The sequence below is a fragment of the Klebsiella huaxiensis genome (genome assembly GCF_003261575.2).
Taxonomy (GTDB): domain Bacteria; phylum Pseudomonadota; class Gammaproteobacteria; order Enterobacterales; family Enterobacteriaceae; genus Klebsiella; species Klebsiella huaxiensis.
In genome coordinates this window covers 3,397,267-3,417,431 of the sequence record NZ_CP036175.1, presented here as the reverse complement: position 1 = coordinate 3,417,431, position 20,165 = coordinate 3,397,267, and the positions used below count along the sequence as shown (strand labels likewise).

At 52.1% G+C, this 20,165-nt stretch carries 21 protein-coding genes; 12 read left to right on the top strand and 9 right to left on the bottom strand.

Annotated elements, in window-relative coordinates; genetic code table 11:
- The first annotated feature begins 101 nt into the window (after positions 1-101).
- The 3 genes from spy (at position 102) to DA718_RS16455 (ending at position 3,392) form a co-directional block, all read left to right on the top strand.
- Positions 102-581: an ATP-independent periplasmic protein-refolding chaperone Spy gene (gene spy / locus DA718_RS16465; RefSeq protein ID WP_112216765.1), complete on the top strand. Its 480-nt coding sequence runs from the start codon at positions 102-104 to the stop codon at positions 579-581.
- A 224-nt stretch (positions 582-805) separates the two neighbouring features.
- Complete coding sequence (locus DA718_RS16460; protein ID WP_110273545.1) at positions 806-1,348, top strand: LemA family protein; 543 nt, start codon at positions 806-808, stop codon at positions 1,346-1,348.
- Between the two features lie 4 nt (positions 1,349-1,352).
- Positions 1,353-3,392, top strand: coding sequence for a DUF2207 domain-containing protein (locus tag DA718_RS16455; RefSeq protein WP_112216766.1), 2,040 nt, complete (start codon positions 1,353-1,355; stop codon positions 3,390-3,392).
- Between the two features lie 34 nt (positions 3,393-3,426).
- Here DA718_RS16455 and cho read toward each other — a convergent pair whose 3' ends face one another.
- Both cho and nadE read right to left on the bottom strand, forming a co-directional pair.
- Positions 3,427-4,287 (bottom strand): excinuclease Cho, encoded by an 861-nt coding sequence (gene cho / locus DA718_RS16450; protein WP_112216767.1) that lies wholly within the window; start codon positions 4,285-4,287, stop codon positions 3,427-3,429.
- 104 nt (positions 4,288-4,391) lie between these two features.
- Positions 4,392-5,219: an ammonia-dependent NAD(+) synthetase gene (nadE, locus tag DA718_RS16445; RefSeq protein WP_112216768.1), complete on the bottom strand. Its 828-nt coding sequence runs from the start codon at positions 5,217-5,219 to the stop codon at positions 4,392-4,394.
- A 230-nt stretch (positions 5,220-5,449) separates the two neighbouring features.
- Between nadE and osmE the strand changes: the two genes are divergently transcribed.
- From osmE to cedA, 8 genes are all read left to right on the top strand, one after another.
- Positions 5,450-5,788 carry an osmotically-inducible lipoprotein OsmE gene (gene osmE, locus DA718_RS16440; RefSeq protein ID WP_110273541.1) on the top strand — a complete coding sequence of 113 codons (339 nt, stop codon included), beginning with the start codon at positions 5,450-5,452 and terminating at the stop codon, positions 5,786-5,788.
- Positions 5,789-6,072: 284 nt separating this feature from the next.
- On the top strand, positions 6,073-6,393 hold the full coding sequence (locus DA718_RS16435; RefSeq protein WP_112216769.1) for a PTS sugar transporter subunit IIB: 321 nt from the start codon (positions 6,073-6,075) through the stop codon (positions 6,391-6,393).
- Between the two features lie 167 nt (positions 6,394-6,560).
- On the top strand, positions 6,561-7,919 hold the full coding sequence (chbC, locus tag DA718_RS16430) for a PTS N,N'-diacetylchitobiose transporter subunit IIC (protein ID WP_004112376.1): 1,359 nt from the start codon (positions 6,561-6,563) through the stop codon (positions 7,917-7,919).
- 53 nt (positions 7,920-7,972) lie between these two features.
- Positions 7,973-8,320 (top strand): PTS N,N'-diacetylchitobiose transporter subunit IIA, encoded by a 348-nt coding sequence (gene chbA, locus DA718_RS16425; RefSeq protein WP_110273657.1) that lies wholly within the window; start codon positions 7,973-7,975, stop codon positions 8,318-8,320.
- Between the two features lie 27 nt (positions 8,321-8,347).
- Positions 8,348-9,172, top strand: coding sequence for a transcriptional regulator ChbR (gene chbR, locus DA718_RS16420; RefSeq protein WP_112216770.1), 825 nt, complete (start codon positions 8,348-8,350; stop codon positions 9,170-9,172).
- Between the two features lie 102 nt (positions 9,173-9,274).
- Entirely contained in the window at positions 9,275-10,621 is a 1,347-nt protein-coding gene (locus DA718_RS16415) for a 6-phospho-beta-glucosidase (RefSeq protein ID WP_112216771.1), read from the top strand.
- Between the two features lie 12 nt (positions 10,622-10,633).
- Positions 10,634-11,392 carry a chitin disaccharide deacetylase gene (chbG, locus tag DA718_RS16410; protein WP_112216772.1) on the top strand — a complete coding sequence of 253 codons (759 nt, stop codon included), beginning with the start codon at positions 10,634-10,636 and terminating at the stop codon, positions 11,390-11,392.
- A gap of 199 nt (positions 11,393-11,591) precedes the next feature.
- On the top strand, positions 11,592-11,831 hold the full coding sequence (cedA, locus tag DA718_RS16405; protein ID WP_267285573.1) for a cell division activator CedA: 240 nt from the start codon (positions 11,592-11,594) through the stop codon (positions 11,829-11,831).
- 78 nt (positions 11,832-11,909) lie between these two features.
- Here the strand turns inward: cedA and DA718_RS16400 are convergent, their stop codons facing one another.
- The 4 genes from DA718_RS16400 to hxpB form a co-directional block, all read right to left on the bottom strand.
- Positions 11,910-13,301, bottom strand: coding sequence for an L-cystine transporter (locus DA718_RS16400; RefSeq protein WP_112216773.1), 1,392 nt, complete (start codon positions 13,299-13,301; stop codon positions 11,910-11,912).
- A 133-nt stretch (positions 13,302-13,434) separates the two neighbouring features.
- Positions 13,435-14,025, bottom strand: coding sequence for a metal-dependent hydrolase (locus DA718_RS16395; RefSeq protein ID WP_112216774.1), 591 nt, complete (start codon positions 14,023-14,025; stop codon positions 13,435-13,437).
- A 92-nt stretch (positions 14,026-14,117) separates the two neighbouring features.
- Positions 14,118-14,879, bottom strand: a complete 762-nt coding sequence (kduD, locus tag DA718_RS16390) for a 2-dehydro-3-deoxy-D-gluconate 5-dehydrogenase KduD (protein ID WP_112216775.1) — start codon at positions 14,877-14,879, stop codon at positions 14,118-14,120.
- Positions 14,880-15,028: 149 nt separating this feature from the next.
- On the bottom strand, positions 15,029-15,697 hold the full coding sequence (gene hxpB / locus DA718_RS16385; protein ID WP_112216776.1) for a hexitol phosphatase HxpB: 669 nt from the start codon (positions 15,695-15,697) through the stop codon (positions 15,029-15,031).
- Between the two features lie 331 nt (positions 15,698-16,028).
- On the opposite strand from hxpB, the gene DA718_RS16380 reads away from it, so the two are divergent.
- Positions 16,029-16,565, top strand: coding sequence for a YniB family protein (locus tag DA718_RS16380; RefSeq protein WP_112216778.1), 537 nt, complete (start codon positions 16,029-16,031; stop codon positions 16,563-16,565).
- Between the two features lie 35 nt (positions 16,566-16,600).
- Here the strand turns inward: DA718_RS16380 and yciA are convergent, their stop codons facing one another.
- From yciA to DA718_RS16365, 3 genes are all read right to left on the bottom strand, one after another.
- Positions 16,601-16,999: an acyl-CoA thioester hydrolase YciA gene (yciA, locus tag DA718_RS16375; protein WP_112216779.1), complete on the bottom strand. Its 399-nt coding sequence runs from the start codon at positions 16,997-16,999 to the stop codon at positions 16,601-16,603.
- Positions 17,000-17,099: 100 nt separating this feature from the next.
- Positions 17,100-19,283, bottom strand: coding sequence for a TonB-dependent siderophore receptor (locus DA718_RS16370; RefSeq protein ID WP_112216780.1), 2,184 nt, complete (start codon positions 19,281-19,283; stop codon positions 17,100-17,102).
- 326 nt (positions 19,284-19,609) lie between these two features.
- Positions 19,610-20,149 (bottom strand): septation protein A, encoded by a 540-nt coding sequence (locus DA718_RS16365; RefSeq protein WP_004101360.1) that lies wholly within the window; start codon positions 20,147-20,149, stop codon positions 19,610-19,612.
- Between the last annotated feature and the right edge of the window lie 16 nt (positions 20,150-20,165).

Genomic DNA, 20,165 nt, shown 5'->3' with positions numbered 1-20,165 from the left:
TGTTTTACGCTTGCTCTGACTAATTGACGATAAACGTCGTAAAGTTTATCTCGTCAACACGGCAACGCGCCGTAAGAATAACGCAAAGTAAGGATTGAACTATGAAGAAGATTACTGCACTGTTTGTTGCCTCTACTCTGGCTCTGGGCGCGGCTAACCTGGCTCATGCGGCAGACGCTACCGCCACTCCAACCGACAGCAAGCCGATGATGCACCATAAAGGCAAAGGCGGCCCACACGAAATGATGTTCAAAGGTCTGAACCTGACCGATGCGCAGAAAACGCAAATTCGCGACATCATGAAAGACCAGCGTGAAAATATGAAGCGTCCGTCTCTGGATGAACGCCGCGCGATGCATGAACTGGTCGCCAGCGACACCTTCGATAAAGCAAAGGCGGAGGCGCAGATTGATAAGATGGAAGCCCAGCACAAAGAGATGGCGCTGGCCCGTCTGGAAACCCAGAACAAGATTTACAACATTCTGACGCCGGAACAGAAAAAACAGTTTAATGCCAATTTTGAGAAGCATCTGACAGAACGTAAAGCGCCTGAAGGTAAAATGCCTGCACCAGCTGAATAACTCAGCGCGCTGACTTAAGACCGCCGGTCTTGCCCAATAATGCCAACAGGCTTTGGGCAGGGCCGGCGGTTTTTTCTTTATACATGGCCGGTTAACCGAAAAATGCCCGGTTAGTTAAACCCGATTTACCCCACAGGGTCGAGTGTGTCAGGATAGATACCCTTGGTGTCATTGCAGGTACATGCAAAATATTAATGCTGCCTGCTATTTTATGGATTTAACATATGGAAATGTATATCGGTCTGGCCATTATCGTTGTGGTACTCGTCTGGGTCGTCATGACCTATAACCGCTTTATCTCCCTGCGGCGTTTCAAAGATGAGGCCTGGAGCGGCATTGCCGTACAGCTCAAACGTCGTCACGACCTCGCACCTAATCTGCTAAGCCTGGTGAAACGCTATGCGCAGCATGAAAAGGAACTGCTGGAAGAGATATCCCGCCAGCGTGGCGAACTGGTGGGCAATACTCGTCAGATAGCGGATAACGAGCGTAGCTATGCTGGCACGCTGGGGCGCATATTTGCGCTCGGAGAAGCTTATCCTGAGCTCAGAGCCAGCGAAAACTTTCTCTCTTTACAGCAATCCCTCAGCGAAATAGAAGAGCAGCTGCAAATGGCCCGCCGCTACTTCAATGGTACGGTGCGCGATTTCAATATTCTGGTTGAGTCTTTCCCCAGTCTACTGCTGGCGCGGCTGTTTAATTTTAAAACAGAAGTGTTTTTTGAGCTGGACTCCCCTGAAGAAGCCAAATCACCACGGATGGAGTGATTTAATGTCGCATTTACCTCTTCAGGCGCTTCGGGCGTTCGTACTGCTATTGCTGGTGGCAGCAAGCTCGGTTTTCGCCGATAGCAAGATGATTATTGTCAAAGATGCCTCGCAGCTCCCGCCAGGCGCGATCCCGGCGCATGAACATATTCTCTCTTTCGACTCCCGGGCGCGTTTTAACCCGGATGGCAGCATGGAGATGCAGGAAAATATCAAGGTGCTTGCGTTGGGAAAAGAGATCCGTCGGGGGATTTTTCGCACGCTGCCCCTGACCTGGAACCGTCAGGACGGTAAGATTTTCAGCGTCGATTATGAGATTAAATCGGTTTCGCGCGATGGTGAATATGAGCTCTATAGCCTTGATAAAGAGGCAAAAACGCTGACGTTGCGTATTGGGAGCGCACAACAGACCCTCAGGCCGGGGATCTACAATTATGAGATTCGCTATCAGGTCAGTAACCATTTCAGCCGCTTTCCCGAGTGGGATGAGCTTTACTGGAACGTGACAGGAAACGACTGGGCCTGGCCGATAACCAGAGCCAGCTTTCGTCTGGAGCTGCCGGATGCAGCCGGTAAACTCAATGCAGATTCCAAAGACGCCAGGCTGCGCTCTATTGACGTGTATACCGGTATTGCAGGGGCCAAGGAGCACAACGCGGAGGTTCTGTCCGATGGCAGCGTACGCACTCTGCGACCGCTGGCAAAAGGGGAAGGGCTGACCGTTGTCTATACCTGGCCGCGGGCGATTCTTGCTGCCGCTCCGGCACCGGAAGCCGCGTTGCCGTTGGTGCATCTGCTCATTCCGACGCTGAAGACCAGCGTGATATGGCTGCCGTTGCTGCTGATGGCCTTGTACTACGGCCTTTGGTGGCGGAAACACGTAACCAAAGCCGGGCTGAGGAAGCCGCCAGTCGTGCCGCTCTTTTCGCTGCCTGCCGGGATGTCGCCGGGCTACCTGCGTTTTCTCATCCGGCGTAAATATGATGATATCGCTTTTAGTAGCGACCTTTTGGGGCTGGTAGCGAAGCGCGGGATGGCGGTGAAGGGGGACGAAAATCAATCCCATAGTCCCTGGCTTTCAGACTCGGGCGGAAAACAGATACTGACTCGTTTGCCCGTTGAGGGGAACAGCCGCTTAAACAGCGATGACCTACAGCTATTAAGCACGCTATTTAAAGGTAAAAGAAAGAATATCGACCTCAGCGTGGCCCATCAGAAGTCGATGCAGAATGGCCGCGATCGGCAGGATAAACGCTGTGAAGCGCTGCGTCCTAAACTGTTTCGCAAGTGGGCGCAACCGCTGCGACGCTGCATCTATATTGCATTGCTGATGCCGGTGATTTGCGGTATCTGGGTAAATGTTGAAGTTGCGCTGCTCACCATCCCGGCGGCGCTCTTTATGCTGATCGGCGCAACGATGTTAACTTTTCTGCTGCGCTTTTTATGCCATCCGCGGGAAATGTGGCGCGCCTGGGGGGCGGGCCTGCTATTTTTTGCTGTCATCTTTGGTCCTTTCGCGACGCTGGGGGGAGGGCTTTTTCTCTTCGGGATATTGCCTGTTACCCAGCTTCCTGCCGGTTATATCGGCGCGCTGCTGGCCGCGATCGTACTATGCATTTTTGTCGGCTGGAAAACGCCTCGTTATACGCAAAAGGGGCTGGATGAGTTAGCTATCGCCAAAGGGTTGAAACGGTATCTCGGCACCGCTGAAAAGCATCGTTATCAGATTATCTATCCGCCCGCACAGATGATTACCCACTTTGAAGAGCTGCTGCCGGTTGCGCTGGCGCTCGGGGTGGGGAAAACTTGGGCCGATACTTTTGCACACTATCTAAGCAGTACTGGTGCAATGTCGGCGGCGTTTGCCTGTGCTGGCTGGGAGAGCTTGGATCGCTTTAGCGAATCCTGTCGAACGTCTTCGATGCCAACGCCCAGCAGCAGTTCAGGATCTGGCTCATCAGGCTCGAGCTACAGCGGTTCGGGATCTTCGGGCGGCGGCTCGTCCGGCGGTGGTTCGGGCGGCGGAGGCGGTGGCGGCTGGTAAATAGCCCCGGCGTCAACCGGGGCTAACATTCAGCTCATAGCGGATGAAGCTTATAGTTGCCGCTGAGCAGAGGTTTGCACAATATTTTATAACCGTCATGATCAAATTTGGCCGACAGGCGCGTTAGCGTTGACGCTTGCGCTAGAGAATCGACGGCACCCAGCCACAGCCAGTTGTGAATGATGTGATATTGCGTCATGTCACCACTGCTTTCTTCCAGCGCGACCGCGCCGGGCCACGGCCAGCATACCAACTGCATTTTTTGCATATTTTCACGCAGTCGTTGATGGTGCGCGTCTGTGCTTTCTTTACCACAGCAGGCGCCCGCGCAGCGGCCCAGCGCGGAACGAAAGCAGGCGCGGCCACGGTTGAGCGGTTCCAGCCCCATAAGTCCGTAACAGAGGCGATGTTCATCGGCGATTTTTTGCAGCGCCTGGAGCGCTGCGCGGCGGTTTGCAAACAGACCATAGAGATCGTTTTGCTGTGAGAAATCCAGTTCACTCGCATAGACCACCTGCGGGCGGGAGTCCGTCAGGCGCAACGAACACAGCTGGCGGTTTTGCCGCAGGCGTTTGTTGAATAAAGGCTGCTGCTCTTTGATGAGCTGTGCTTCTAATAATAAAGCGCCGAGTTCGCCCGCCGTGCGTTGCCAGGTAATACGCCGCGCCTGGCGTAGCATTGCGGCTTCGTTCGGCGTGCGCAGGTGAGACAGCACCCGACTGCGGATATTGACGCTTTTCCCGATATAAAGCGGCAGAGTCTCGCTTTCACCGTGAAACAGGTACACCCCTGGCTGCTTTGGCAGCGCTTCAAGCCATGGACGCAGGTGTTCGGGATATTCATAAATTGCTGCCGCTTCAAATTCGAGACGCGGTGCGGATTGCCGTCTTGCCACTATTGCTCCTGATGCTGTTTATTTATCCAGTATAGCAGTTGCAAGAAAAGGCGAGAAGGGCAAAAAACAACCCCGACCTGAGCCGGGGTGAAAGGAGAGGGGCGTTACTTCTTCCAGAAGTCGTCGAATACGGTAATCGGCGGCCGACGTTTATGTTCAGTTTTGAGATACCAGCCTTCGATGGTTTTGGCGATTTTCTCGTTCAATGTTTTGCCTTCCAGATAGTCATCAATGTTGTCGTAGGTCACGCCCAGCGCGACTTCGTCCGGCAGGGAGGGGCGATCGTCTTCAAGATCGGCGGTCGGCAGCTTTTTATACAGATGTTCCGGACAACCTAACTGCGCCAGCAGCTGTTTGCCCTGACGTTTGTTGAGACGGAAAATGGGGTTAATATCGGTACCACCATCACCGTATTTGGTGAAGAATCCAGTAATTGCTTCCGCAGCATGGTCGGTCCCGACCACCACGCCGTGGGTCATCCCTGCAATACTGTACTGCGCCTTCATACGTTCACGGGCTTTTTCATTGCCGCGAACAAAGTCGCTGAGTTCGATGCCCGCTTCACGCAGTGCCTGTTCGCTGGCGAGCACAGCACCTTTAATATTGACCGTTAATACGCGATCCGGCTGAATAAAGGCAATAGCGTCCTGGCAATCCTGCTCATCCGCCTGCACGCCGTAGGGCAAACGGACAGCAATAAATTGCAGGCTGCTATCGCCAGTTTCGGCACGCAGTTCGTTGATGGCTAACTGGCACAGTTTACCGGTCAGCGTTGAATCCTGTCCGCCGCTGATGCCAAGAACCAGCGATTTAATAAAAGGATACGTTTGCAGGTAAGACTTGAGAAAGTCCACGCTGCGGCGTATCTCGCCTTCGACATCGATCTGGGGTTTTGCGCCCAGCGCCTGAATAATTTCTTGTTGTAGCGTCATCGCGCCCTCCGGGAAGTGAATCTGTTTGGCAATCAGCAAGGGTTTAAGCTACCTCTTTGACGGTAAAACGACAAGGATCACAGTTTTGAGTGACGCAAAAGCATGCAACCTCAAGGACATAGCTTTTATTATTGGAAAGCTCTTAATTTTTACTCATTTCCACCTTCGGCTTGAAAAATAACGATATTTATTCCAGGCTTATTAACACGCCAAAAAAAAGAGGATGGTATATGAACAAGAATTTTGCAGGATTTCTGGGCGCAGCAGCAGTATTGACCATGCTGGCAGGATGTACGGCCTATGACCGTACCAAAGATCAGTTCACACAGCCGGTGGTTAAAGACGTTAAAAAAGGTATGACCCGTGCTCAGGTAACGCAAATTGCCGGTAAACCTTCATCTGAAGTCACCATGATTCATGCGCGTGGTACCTGTCAGACATACATCCTGGGTCAACGCGATGGTAAAATTGAAACCTATTTTGTTGCCTTAGACGATACGGGACACGTTATCAATTCTGGCTATCAGACCTGCGCAGAGTACGACACGGATCCGCGCAACAGCAAGTAAGATACCGCCGTATTGCTGATTTCTACGTAAGCCCGACCAGTGGTCGGGCTTTTTTATGATTTGTCATGCTTATTTAATTGCGCGAATTATTTGAGGGAAATGTGAGGGTAGTCAAAACGCAAGGTCAATGAGAGACAATTTTGCTCAAGGAGGAATTATCCTGCTGCCAGGTGATGCCGTATACTCAATGCATAAACAATACTAATTGAAAGAAAACATGTCTTACCCGGCTCTCGGGCATCAGGATGCAGAGAGCACAGGTCACACACATTGAGGAAGCGTTCATGGAAAAGAAATATATCTACCTATTTTGTTCCGCCGGGATGTCTACATCACTGCTGGTTTCTAAAATGCGCGCTCAGGCAGAGAAATACGAAGTGCCGGTCGTTATTGAAGCATTCCCGGAAACGCTGGCCGGTGAAAAAGGGCCTGAAGCCGATGTCGTACTATTAGGTCCGCAGATCTCTTATATGCTGCCAGATATTCAACGTTTACTGCCAAATAAACCTGTGGAAGTCATTGATTCTGTTTTATACGGTAAGATTGATGGTTTAGGTGTTTTGAAAGCGGCCGTTGCGGCCATTAAGAAAGCTGCTGCACAATAATTTTATTTTAAAACTCGACATATTTCGGATAGCAATGCTAACAACTTCGTAGGGGTGGTTTTAGCTACTTTGCTGTCTGAAGTATCGAGAGTTTATTTTCCCGTCAAAGAGTAATTTCATCCATCATCGCCGTAATAATTATATTACGGCCTTAAAGGGTATTTATTATGAGTAAAGTGATTGATTCGCTTGAAAAGGTACTCCTTCCTTTTGCCGTCAGAATAGGAAGACAACCTCACGTCAATGCAATTAAAAACGGCTTTATTAAGTTAATGCCATTGACGCTAGCAGGGGCAATGTTTGTTCTAATTAACAACGTATTTCTGAGTTTTGGCGACGGCTCTTTCTTTTATTCAATGGGCATTCGTCTGGATGCTTCTACAATTGAAACCCTCAACGGTTTTAAAGCTATCGGCGGTAACGTTTATAACGGTACGCTGGGTATTATGTCGCTGATGGCACCTTTCTTTATCGGTTCCGCGTTAGCTGAAGAGCGTAAAGTGGACCCGATGGCGGCAGGTTTATTAGCCGTCGCGGCATTTATGACCGTTACGCCTTATAGCGTGGGTGAAGCCTACGCCGTTGGCGCTAACTGGTTAGGCGGTGCCAATATTATTTCGGGTATCGTGATTGGCCTGGTCGTTGCCGAGATGTTCACCTTCATCGTTCATCGTAATTGGGTGATTACGCTGCCGTCCAGCGTACCGGCTTCGGTTTCACGCTCGTTCTCTGCGGTCATCCCGGCCTTTATTATCCTCTCTATTATGGGGATTATCTCCTGGGCGCTGACCCACTGGGGGACTAACTTCCACCAGATCATCATGGACACCATCTCCACGCCGCTGGCCTCAATGGGCGCCGTCGTAGGCTGGGCATACGTGATTTTCACTTCGCTGCTGTGGTTCTTCGGCGTACACGGTTCGCTGGCGCTGTCGGCGCTGGATAGCGGAATCATGACGCCGTGGGCGCTGGAAAACATCGCCACCTACCAGCAGTACGGTTCTGTCGAAGCCGCGCTGGCGGCAGGTAAGAGTTTCCATATGTGGGCTAAGCCGATGCTTGACTCCTACATCTTCCTTGGCGGTACCGGTGCGACTCTGGGCTTAATCATCGCTATCTTCATCGCTTCACGTCGTGAGGATCATCGTCAGGTTGCGAAGCTGGCGCTGCCGTCAGGCATCTTCCAGATTAACGAGCCAATCCTGTTCGGTCTGCCGATTATTATGAACCCGGTGATGTTTATCCCGTTCATTCTGATTCAGCCTCTGCTGGCAGCCATCACTATGACGGCTTACACCCTGGGCATCATTCCGCCAATTACCAACATTGCACCGTGGACCATGCCGACCGGCTTAGGCGCTTTCTTTAACACTAACGGTAGCGTCGCAGCCCTTTTACTGGCTCTGTTCAACCTTGCTGTATCAACGCTGGTCTACCTGCCGTTTGTGGTGATTTCCAATAAAGCGCAGGGCGTCATTGAGCAGGAAGAGAGCGAAGAAGATATCGCTAACGCACTGAAATTCTAATATCGAGCGGTGCGGGAGGTTTCCCGTACCGCCTGAGCAACGAGGGAATGATTATGTTTGATCTGGATAACATCGCAGCAGAAGACACGCCGATAAATGACCTCGAAGAGGTGGTGATGGGGCTGATTATCAACTCCGGGCAAGCACGCAGTCTGGCCTATGCCGCACTGAAGCAGGCGAAAAAGGGTGACTTCGATGCAGCGAAAACCATGATGGAACAATCAAGAGTGGCGCTGAGCGAAGCGCATCTTGTACAGACGCAGCTGATCGAGAGCGATGAGGGTGAAGGTAAAGTGAAGGTGAGTCTGGTGCTGGTTCATGCTCAGGATCATCTAATGACCTCAATGCTGGCTCGTGAGTTGGTTGCCGAATTGATTGAGCTGCACGAGAAGGTACAATAGGTCATCGACACGATGAGGCAACCAAAGATGATGACCACTGAAATCAGTACCGCCCGGGAGCAACAACTGTTCAACGGCAAAAACTTTCATGTGGTCATTTATAACAAAACGGAGAGCGTGAGCGGGCTTCACCAGCATGATTATTACGAGTACACCATCGTTTTAACCGGCCGCTATTATCAGGTCATTAATGGTAAGCGGGTGCTGCTGGAACGCGGGGATTTTGTCTTCATTCCGATGGGGTCGCATCACCAGAGTTTTTATGAATTTGGTGCGACACGCATTCTTAACGTCGGCATTAGCAAAAGTTTCTTTGAGAAACACTATCTGCCGCTGATACCGTTTGGTGTGGTTGCTTCTCAGGTCTACGGCGTCAAAAGTACTTTTCTCAGTTACATTGAGTCGGTTATTGCATCGCTGAATTTTCGCGAAACTGAATTTGACGAATTTATCGAACTGGTCTCGTTTTACACCCTTAATCGTTTACGGCATTACCGCGAGGAACCCGTGGAAGATGTGATTCCGCAATGGTTGAAAAATGCCGTCGAGGGGATGCACGATAATCTTAAGTTTGGCGAGTGCGCACTGGAAAATATGGTTGAGCTCTCCGGAAAAACTCAGGAGTACTTAACCCGCGCGACCCAACGTTATTATGCAAAAACGCCGATGCAGATAATTAATGATATTCGTATCAACTTCGCGAAGAAACAGTTAGAGATAACCAACTACTCGGTGACCGATATTGCCTATGAGTCGGGGTACAGTAGCCCAAGTTTGTTTATTAAAACATTCAAAAAGCTGACTTCATTTACCCCCAGCAGTTATCGGAAGCATCTCACCAGTATTAATTAAGCGGGCGTGGAATATTCCGCGCGGTCTAAATGTTCAAGTTAACTGTCCGTATTTAAACGGAGAGTGGGATACGTATATGCGTAGTCCACAAGGGAGAAAATAATGAGCCAGAAATTAAAAGTCGTGACTATCGGTGGCGGCAGCAGCTATACCCCGGAATTACTGGAAGGGTTCCTGAAACGTTATCATGAACTGCCAATTACCGAACTGTGGCTGGTGGACGTTGCAGAAGGGCAGGAAAAGCTCGATATTATCCACGCCCTGTGCCAGCGCATGGTGGAAAAAGCCGGCGTGCCGATGAAAGTCTATAAAACCCTCGATCGCCGTGCGGCGCTGGAAGGGGCGGATTTCGTGACCACCCAACTGCGCGTTGGTCAACTGAAGGCGCGTGAGAAAGACGAACGTATTCCGCTGAGCCATGGTTATTTAGGCCAGGAAACCAACGGTGCGGGCGGTCTGTTTAAAGGCCTGCGCACTATTCCGGTCATTTTTGACATCGTAAAAGATGTGCAGGAAGTCTGCCCTAACGCCTGGGTGATTAACTTTACCAACCCGGCAGGTATGGTGACCGAAGCGGTCTATCGCCACACCGGCTTTAAGCGCTTTATCGGCGTGTGCAATATTCCAATCGGCATGAAGATGTTTATCACCGACGTGCTGAAGCTGAGCCCGAGCGATGAGCTGAACATCGATCTGTTTGGTCTGAATCATCTGGTGTTTGTCCGCGACGTGCTGGTTAACGGCGTTTCGCGCTTTGACGAACTTCTGGACGGCGTGGCTTCCGGTCGCCTGACCGCAAACTCAGTGAAAAATATCTTTGATTTGCCGTTTAGCGAAGGGCTGATTCGCTCACTGCGCCTGATTCCGTGCTCCTATCTGCTTTACTACTTCAAGCCAAAGGAGATGCTGGCGATTGAAATGGGTGAGTACTATAAAGGCGGTGCGCGCGCACAGGTGGTGCAGAAAGTTGAGAAACAGCTGTTCGAGCTGTATAAAAATCCGGATCTGAACATCAAACCGAAAGAGCTGGAGCAGCGCGGCGGGGCATACTACTCAGACGCAGCCTGTGAAGTGATCAACGCCATCTACAATGATAAGCAGGCCGAGCACTACGTGAACGTGCCGCATCATGGCCACATTGATAACATCCCGGCCGACTGGGCGGTGGAAATGACCTGCACATTGGGCCGTGATGGCGCGAAGCCGACACCGCGCATCACGCATTTCGATGAGAAAGTACTGGGGCTGATTTACACCATCAAGGGTTTTGAAGTGGCGGCCAGCGAAGCGGCAATCAGCGGCAAGCTGGATGATGTCCTGCTGGCGCTTAACCTGAGCCCGCTGATCCACTCCGATCGTGATGCCGAGAAGCTGGCGCGGGAGATGATCCTCGCGCACGAGCAATGGCTGCCAAACTTTGCGGCGACTATCGAAAAACTGAAACAGTAAAGGGAGCGGCTCATGGAACGCGTGTTAATCGTCAATGCAGATGATTTTGGCCTCAGCAAGGGGCAAAACTACGGTATTGTCGAAGCTTGCAAAAATGGTCTGGTAACCTCCACGACGGCACTGGTCAACGGCGCGGCGATTAGCCACGCCGCCCAACTCAGCCGCGGTGTACCGGAGCTGGCGGTCGGAATGCACTTTGTCCTGACGTTGGGCGAACCGTTGTCGGCGATGCCGGGCTTAACCCGCGAAGGGCGTCTGGGTAAGTGGATTTGGCAGATGGCGGAAGAGGATAGCCTGCCGCTGGATGAAATCGCGCACGAGCTGGAGTGCCAGTATCGCCGGTTTGTCGAGCTGTTTGGCTATGAGCCGACGCATATTGATAGCCATCACCACGTGCATATGATTGCGCAGATCTACCCCATTGTGGCGGCGTTTGCACGTGAGAAGGGCGTGGCGATGCGTATCGATCGCCAGCTGGCGACCCTTTCCGGGCTGGAGCAGGATGCGGCGCGCAGCAGCGAGGGATTTGCCAGTGAATTCTATGGTGAAGCTGTTTGTGAAGGGCTGTTTCTGCAAACTCTGGAAGCATCCATCCAGCGTGATGAAAAGTCGCTGGAAGTGATGTGCCACCCGGCTTTTGTCGATAACACCATTATGGGCAGCGCTTATTGTTACCCGCGTCTGACCGAACTGGATGTGCTGACATCTGATTCGCTGAAGTACGCGATAGCCGAACGCGGCTATCGGCTCGGAACCTATCGCGACGTGTAAAAAATCGGGCCCGACTCAACCTGGTCGGGCTTTCTCAGTGTATATTTCTTGCAACGATCCCCTCTTTATCCCTTCTCGCTCGGCCAGGCTAATTCCGTACACTGATAACCAAACGCACATACAAGGGGCGACGAAAGGGGGGGCTTTCAGCTATGATAGGGGTTTCTGTTTCCCGCTTTGTTTAGTGAATCTATTTGTGATGAAGCCACATCGCCAACAAAATCGTCAGGTCATTAGCTACGTGCCTCGAGTGGAGCCAGCGCCGCCGGAACACGCCGTCAAAATGGACGGTTATCGCGATGTCTGGGTGCTGCGCAATAAGTACGTCGCCTTTGTGCTGGTGAACGAACATTTTCGCCGCTCACCGCCGTTTAACGTGCCGGAAGCGGCGCAACGTTGGGCGGAGCAGATGAGGCAGGAAGGCGAGATAGATGCCTGAGGGCGCGCGCTAAAACAAAAAAACCGCTGAGGCCATCAGCGGTTTTTTTATCTCTGAAGGCTTTATGGCCTTCTCAGATTAGCGGTGGGCCAGTTCGGCATCCTCTTCGCTATCAAGAATGGTTTTGTCGGTTTGACGCAGCCACTGGCTGGTCAGGGTACCGGCGGTCATTGAACCGCTGACGTTCAGCGCGGTACGACCCATATCAATCAGTGGTTCAACTGAAATTAACAGCGCCACCAGCGTCACCGGCAGACCCATTGCCGGCAGGACGATCAGCGCGGCAAAGGTTGCGCCGCCGCCAACGCCCGCAACGCCTGCTGAACTGACGGTGACAATGCCCACCAAGGTGGCAATCCATAGCGGATCGAACGGGTTGATACCGACGGTCGGAGCGACCATGACTGCCAACATTGCCGGGTAAAGACCCGCACAACCGTTCTGACCAATGGTCGCGCCGAATGATGCTGAGAAGCTGGCGATAGATTCCGGTACCCCCAGTCGGCGGGTTTGCGCTTCGACGTTCAACGGAATAGACGCAGCGCTGGAACGACTGGTAAAGGCGAAGGTCAGCACTGGCAACACTTTGCGGAAGTACTTCAGCGGGCTCACGCCGTTCACTGCCAGCAGCAGGCCGTGCACCACGAACATAATACCCAGACCAAGGTAAGAGGCGATAACGAAGCTGCCGAGCTTGATGATGTCCTGCAAGTTAGAGCCAGCAACCACTTTGGTCATCAGCGCCAGCACGCCATACGGCGTTAACTGCATTACCAGACGCACTAACTTCATAACCCAGCTTTGCAGCGTGTCGATGGCGGTGAGCACGCGCTGGCCTTTGGCAACGTCATCTTTAAGCAACTTCAGCGCTGCGACGCCCAGGAAGGCCGCAAAGATAACCACGCTGATAATCGACGTTGGGTTCGCGCCTGTCAGATCGGCAAACGGGTTCTTCGGCACGAAAGAGAGGATCAGCTGCGGGACGCTCAGGTCCGCCACTTTACCGGCATAGTTGCTCTGAATGGCGTTAAGACGAGCGGTTTCCGCACTGCCTTGCACCAGCCCTTCAGCGGTCAGGCCAAACAGATTGGTGACCAGAACACCGACCAGTGCTGCAATCAGCGTGGTGAAAAGCAGAGTACCAATGCTCAAAAAGCTGATTTTACCCAGCTGTGAAGCGTTATGCAGGCGGGCGACCGCGCTCAGGATAGAGGCGAAGACCAGCGGCATAACGATCATTTGCAGTAGCTGAACATAGCCGTTACCGACGATATTGAACCACTGGATAGAATCCTTCAGTACCTGGCTGTCGGAACCATAGATAAATTGCAGCGCCAGGCCGAAAATAACGCCGATAACCAGACCGACCAGTACTTTTTTAGCGAGGCTCCACTGTTTGTGGCGGGTTTGAGCCAGCGCCAACAGCAAAACCGCGAACACGATAACGTTCGCTATTAATGGAAAATTCATCCCCGTTCTCCTGATATCTTTTTTACCGGGTTGGTCAATAACCAACTCTTATGACGGCAAGGGTAGCAGAAGGCGTTATTCGTTACTTATATTCAAATGGAATTGATTATAACTAAATGGATAATTCGCTTGTTTATTGTCCTGCCTGGTGACTAATAAATCGATTAAAGGTGGTTTGCAGCGTGTTAATCATGCTCGATGACCAGCGCACGGCGCTATTATCGGCAAAAGTCTGCGGCATCCACACCGCATAGATGAAGAGCGCCATACACAGCGCGCGCTCCAACTGGTTGCCTTTACGCGGAGCGAGGATAGGTAAGCGAAAACGCCAGCGGCAGGGCCAAAGTAGAGGCACTCCCGCAGGAGTCAGCATGTCGGCAAGGATATGGCTGAGATAGCCCAGCACCAGCCCCTGGACAGCGTCCGCCGGGATTATCCAGCCATCGGGCACTTTTAACGAGAACAGCGCAAGAGCGCCGAAGACCACCAGCAGGCTATGGGTGAAGCCGCGATGACCAAAGGCGCGGGCTATCGGTTTTGATATCCAGCGTAAACGCTGCCCGAGAAATGACTTAGGGTGATCGATATCGGGCAGCAGGCAGGTCAAAATTGCGGAAGGGACAATATGCCACCAGTCCCCCTGGGCCAGCACGGGGGTTAATTCCGCGTTTTTCGCAAATACCGCACAGGCGATAGAAAAGAGAAGGTGACCTTCCGCCGTCATGATAAGAAACCCTAAACTGTCAATTCATACAGTATAGGGTTTTTATACAGTGTGCGGAAGAGGTGACGGTGTAACTCTATGTCACAAAATCCTTAACGCGACAACCAGCCGCCGTCAACCGCCAGAGTATAGCCACTGACGTAATCTGCGGCCTTAGAGGCGAGGAATACCACCGGCCCTTGCAGGTCATCCGGAACGCCCCAGCGACCGGCAGGAATGCGGTCGAGGATCTCTTTACTGCGCTCGGCATCGTCACGTAATTGCTGAGTGTTGTTGGTCGCCATATATCCCGGTGCGATGGCGTTAACGTTGATGCGATGTCCCGCCCATTCATTAGCCATCAGGCGAGTAATGCCGAGAACGCCGCTTTTTGAGGCGGTATATGAAGGCACTCTAATGCCTCCCTGAAAAGAGAGCATTGAGGCGATGTTAATGATTTTTCCGCCATCGCCTTGCCGAATAAACTGCCGGGCGACCGCTTGCGAAAGAAAAAAGACCGATTTCAGATTCAGATTCAGGACGTCATCCCAGTCTTTTTCTGAAAAATCGAGCGCATCGGTGCGGCGGATAGTGCCGGCGTTGTTGACCAGAATATCGACTCTGCCCATCGCAGCAACGGCCTGAGTGACTATCGAGTCAATCTCATCCTGGTGGCTCAAATCGGCCTGGATAGCGGTAAAGCGTCGGCCCAACGCCTGAACCTTTTCCGCCGTTTCATGGGGAATTCTACGATTGACCCCGACGATATCGCACCTGGCTTGCGCAAGGCCCAGCGTCATGCCCTGGCCGAGCCCGGTATCACAACCCGTTACGATAGCGACCTTACCCGTAAGGTCAAAGGCGTTCAGTACCATATGCACCTCTGTATGCTGATTTCATGCGTTAAATAACGCCATTAAGGACAAGCATAGAGGGCGGAGGAAGAAAAAACAATTAAAAATGAAACGGTGTTTTAATTTTATGATAATGGGATAGGGATACTATCCCATTATCACTGGATGGCTTAACCGAGCAGGTCGGTCAGGGTGAGGGATTTCAGGCTCGTCAGCTTCACATCGGCCAGCACAAAGCGAGGATCGCGGCTATTTTCTTCTTCAGGCACGACAATAGAGCGCATTCGCGCCGCTTTGCTGGCAATCATGCCGTTGACAGAATCTTCCAGCGCCACGCAGTTCAGCGGGCTGACGCCAAGTTTTTCCGCGCAGTTCAGATAAACCTGCGGGTGCGGTTTGCTGAATGGCAGCAATTCGGCAGACGAGAGGGCGTCAAACTGGTCGCGCAGCTCAAACATGGTGAGGACTTTTTCCAGCATCCGTAGCGGCGATGCTGAGGCAAGGCCGATTTTCAGTCCCTGAGCTTTACACATTGCCACCGCTTCCCGCGCGCCGGGAAGAAGCGGACGCGCTTCTTCAACCAGTTGGATAGCGCGGTTGATAATTCGCGCGGTGACTTCAGCGCGATCCGGGCCTGTCCACGGCTGTTGAGCAAACCACAGGTCGACGACTAAATCGATGCGCAGCCCCAGAATATCGGGCATTTCACTGCGGCGGCTAATATCCACTCCGAGACTTGCAATCACCTCCAGCTCTGCCTTATCCCATAGCGGTTCGGAATCAATCAGTAATCCATCCATATCAAAAATTGCGGCATGAATCTGTCGCCTGGCCGACATAAGTCCCTCTCCTGTAGCGTAAGTAGATAACGAATTGGCACTCATGGTATATCATACCGCGCATTATTGGGCGAAATTCGCCGACGAAGGTAGACTTAGAGCGTATACCACCAGGCGTTATTGGCGTAGCCAATTTGGACACGGACAGCGCGCAGAAACCGGAGCGTACATGAAGTACGTGAGGATTTGATTTGCTTCGCTCACCCTTCGGGCCGCCCTGAAGGGCGTTCAAAGATAAATCTTTGTGAGCACTGCCCAGGTCCAAAGTGGCAAGTGAAATAGCCTGAGATAGGTTCTTAGAGTGGCTAGAGCGTCTTAACAAGGGGAACCCATGACGTATCAACAAGCTGGACGCATTGCAGTATTTAAACGTATTTTGGGGTGGGTGGTGTTTATTCCGGCAGTTATCTCGACGCTGATTTCGGTACTGAAGTTTATGTACGAGCACAGCGAGAAAAAGCCGGGGATTGATGCGGTGATGATGGATTTTGCGCACGTAATGATCGAGATGATGCGCTTCAATACGCCGTTCCTGAATTTCTTTTGGTACAACTCGCCGCTCCCGGACTTTAAGCACGGTATGAATATCGGCTTCTGGATTATCTATATCCTGATCTTTGTCGGGATGGCGCTGCAGGCATCCGGCGCGCGGATGAGCCGTCAGGCGAAGTTTCTGCGTGAGGGGGTTGAGGATCAGCTGATTCTTGAGCAGGCCAGGGGGACGGAAGGGCTGACGCGCGAGCAGATCGCCGAACGTGTCGTGGTGCCGCGTCATACGATTCTGGTGCAGTATTTCCCGCTCTACGTGCTGCCGGTGATTACCATCGTGATCGGCTACTTCTTCTTTTCTTTACTTGGTTTCCTGTAATCAGATAGCCCGGCAAGGTTGCCGGGCTATCTGCATTATTGGGCAGGTAGCGCGCGCGGCTTACCTTGGTTATCCACCGCAACGTAGATAAACAGCGCTTCGGTTGCCTTGTAGCGTTGGCCGATTGGCTCAGACGACACTTTCTTTACCCATACTTCCATATTGATGGTCACCGAGGTATTACCGCGCTTCACGCAGTTGGCGTAGCAACACACCACATCACCGACGGCGACCGGACGTAAAAAGGTCATGCCGTCGACGCGCACGGTCACCACGCGACCATGGGCAATTTCTTTCGCCATAATGGCGCCGCCGATATCCATTTGCGACATTAGCCAGCCGCCAAAAATATCGCCGTTGGCGTTGGTGTCCGCTGGCATCGCCAGGGTGCGTAAAACCAATTCGCCCTTCGGCGCGAGATCTGCTGTCGTCATTCTCTACTCTGTACTCGTCAAAGATGATCAGGCGCGATGCTACTATGAAAAGGGCGTGGAGAGAATAGGGGGAGACGCCCGCTAATGCGGGCGTAGAGGTTTAGAAGGAGAGCGTGACGCCAGCGTAGTATGCGCGACCCGGTTCGTTGTAGGTCGACGCGCCCGAGTTTTCGCGATAAAGCTGCTTATCGAACAGGTTGCTGATCCCGGCATTCAGGCGTAAATCTTTCATCAACTGATAGTTACCGCCAATTCCGACGACAGAATAGGAACCGACTTCGTTGGTCGCCAGTACGCCAATCTCGTTACGAATTTCAGCGTATTCGCGCGGTTTCTGCCTACCGTACATCGTCCAGTTGACGTTCGCCGAAAGCTTGCTGTTAATCTGCCAGTCGAGCATGGTGTTGATGGTATATTTCGGAATGACGGACAGCGGGTTGCCGGTATCTTTGTTTTCCGATTTGATCATATAGGTGGCGTTGGTGCGCCAGTTCAGCGTATCGGCAATCACCGGAACCAGCAAGGTACCTTCGAGACCTTCAACGACCGCTTTACCGCCGTTTTGCCACTGCAGAATATTATAGCCACCGGAGGTATAGCCCAGTACGTCGGTACCGGAGACGATTTTGTTTTTGTAATCGTTACGGAACCAGGTGATACCGGCGTTGTAGCCATTTAAGTTAAATTCAAGGCCGATCTCTTTGTTGATGCTGATTTCCGGGTCAAGATCCGGATTACCCAACAGATAGCACTTGCCGTCGGAGACGGTATTTGGGCAGCCGTTACCGTTAGTTGCTAGTAGATAACCTTCACTAGACTGGTACAGGTTCGGTGCTTTGAACACCCGGGCAATACCCGCTTTGACCTTAAACATATCGCCCAGATCCTGTGACAGGTTCAGGCTCGGGCTCCAGTTACTGCCGAAATCGTTGTGATAGTCAAAGCGCAGACCGGGAATAATATTGGTGCCCGGCGTCGCTTCAATATTGTCTTCGAGATAGATACCGGTCAGGGTGGCGCTATTTTTGGTGCTACGTTGCGAAGGATCTCCGGAAATGCCGTTAGTAATATCTTCGCCCGTGCTGGTAGCCAGCATCGACGCCGGGTCATTCAGTTCATCGCGATTCCACTCCATACCCAACGTGAGGGTCTGTTCAGCCAACCAGTTGAAAGGAATATTCAACTCGCCGGTTGATCGCCATGATTCCAGGCGGCTGGTGGCATATTCATCGCTGTTGATCATTCCTTCTACGCGGCCGGTGGAACCTTCCTTCAGGCGGGTGTTGTTGGTTTTTTCGTAGTAGACGCCCGCTTTCGACTGGCCCCAGTCCCAGATGCCGTTATAGGTCAGGCCCCAGGTCTGACGGTACATCCGGTTTGTTTCCTGGCCGTAAAGCGAATCCACCAGCCCGTTTGGACTGACGTTGCCGTTGCTGTACTGAGTATCTCCGGCATAAATATTGCCCTGGCGGCTATAGGCGTAGCTGAAATCGACAATCTGCTGCGGCGTCACTTTCCATGACAGCAGGGCGTTAATATCTTTGTTGCGAACGCCTTCGCGGCCTGCGGCATAAGAGCCATTTTGCGCGTGGTTGATATCCCAGGCATCGGGCTCCGTTTTGTTTATGTTGCCGTACAGACGCATCGTCAGGGCATCGCCGGCCAGTGGTCCGTTAAGGTTAAAGTTAGCCCGGTTGGTGGAGCCTTCTTTATTATTTTCTGGCTGATTGGTATAGAGCGAAAGCGAGCCGTGCCAGTCGTTAGTTGGGCGTTTAGTAATAATATTCACCACGCCGCCCGCGGCGCCGGAGCCGTAGCGCGCCGCAGCAGGGCCGCGCAGAACCTCGATACGCTCGACCATTTCCGGCGGAACCCAGTTGCTGTCGCCGCGGGTATCGCGCTCGCCGCGCCAGCTATAACGTACCGAGTTTCTTGAACTGACGGGCACGCCATCGATAAGAATCAGCGTGTTTTCCGGCCCCATGCCGCGAATATCAATCTGTCGGTTGTTGCCGCGGCTGCCGCTGGCGCTGTTGCCGGTCAGATTGACACCGGGCATTTTACGAATGATTTCTGACAGATCGTTAACCGGAGGATCTTTAGCGATATCTTCTGCGGTGATGATCGAAACGCCCGGCTGCTGTTTGAGCGCTTCTTCAGCGGTTCCCCGAACGACCATCGTTTCGGTATCCTGCTCTACCTCTTCGGCGAAAACACCCGGGCTAAGTAAGCCTGCGATGGCCAGGGCAAGAGGCGTTGCTATGTGATTTTTCTGCGGTCTCATTATGAATATCCATATCAAATCATGAAAAATTGAGATCGAGAATATCAATGATAATTATTATCATTACAATTGTAGGGAGGGAATCTCCATGAAATCCTCACAATTGCCGCAACTTTCCAACTTATGGCAAGGATAATGAAGAAACGTTTTCGACGGTTAGAAATCAGTCTCAATGGGAAATGCTGTCGGAGGGACCCAGAATAATGAGTTAAACCGGTTTAGTGTCGACAAACCTGAAATTTAATTAGTTGTCTGAAGGGGGAATAAATTGAATGGTAAGGGAAAAGAAGGGCGGCACGCAGAGAATTATGCGTGCCGAAGCGAACTTAGTGATTGTCGTCCTGCGGCATATGGCGATAGATGTAAACGCCGCTCAGCAGGGTGAACACCAGTGTCAGAGCCGTCAGGCCGAAGACTTTGAAGTTGACCCAAATATTCTGCGGTAGCCAGAAAGCGATGTAGATATTCGCCAACCCGCACAGGATGAAGAACACCGCCCAGGCCAGATTCAGGCGCGACCACACTTGCTGCGGCAGCGTCAGCTCTTTACCCAGCATGCGCTGGATCAGCGGCTTTTTCATCACCCACTGGCTAAACAGCAGCGCGCTGGCGAACAGAACGTAGATAACCGTCACCTTCCATTTAATAAACTCGTCGTTATGGAAGAAGATGGTCAGTCCGCCGAATACGGCGACCAGTACAAAAGTAATCAGCGCCATTTTCTCGACTTTGCGATAGCGCACCCAGCTGTAGATCAGCACAATGGCCGTGGCGATAATCAGCGCGGTCGTCGCGGCGTAGATATCGTAAAGCTTGTAGAATGCGAAGAAGACTACCAGCGGTAAAAAATCCAAAAACTGCTTCATACATCGATTCCGTCGT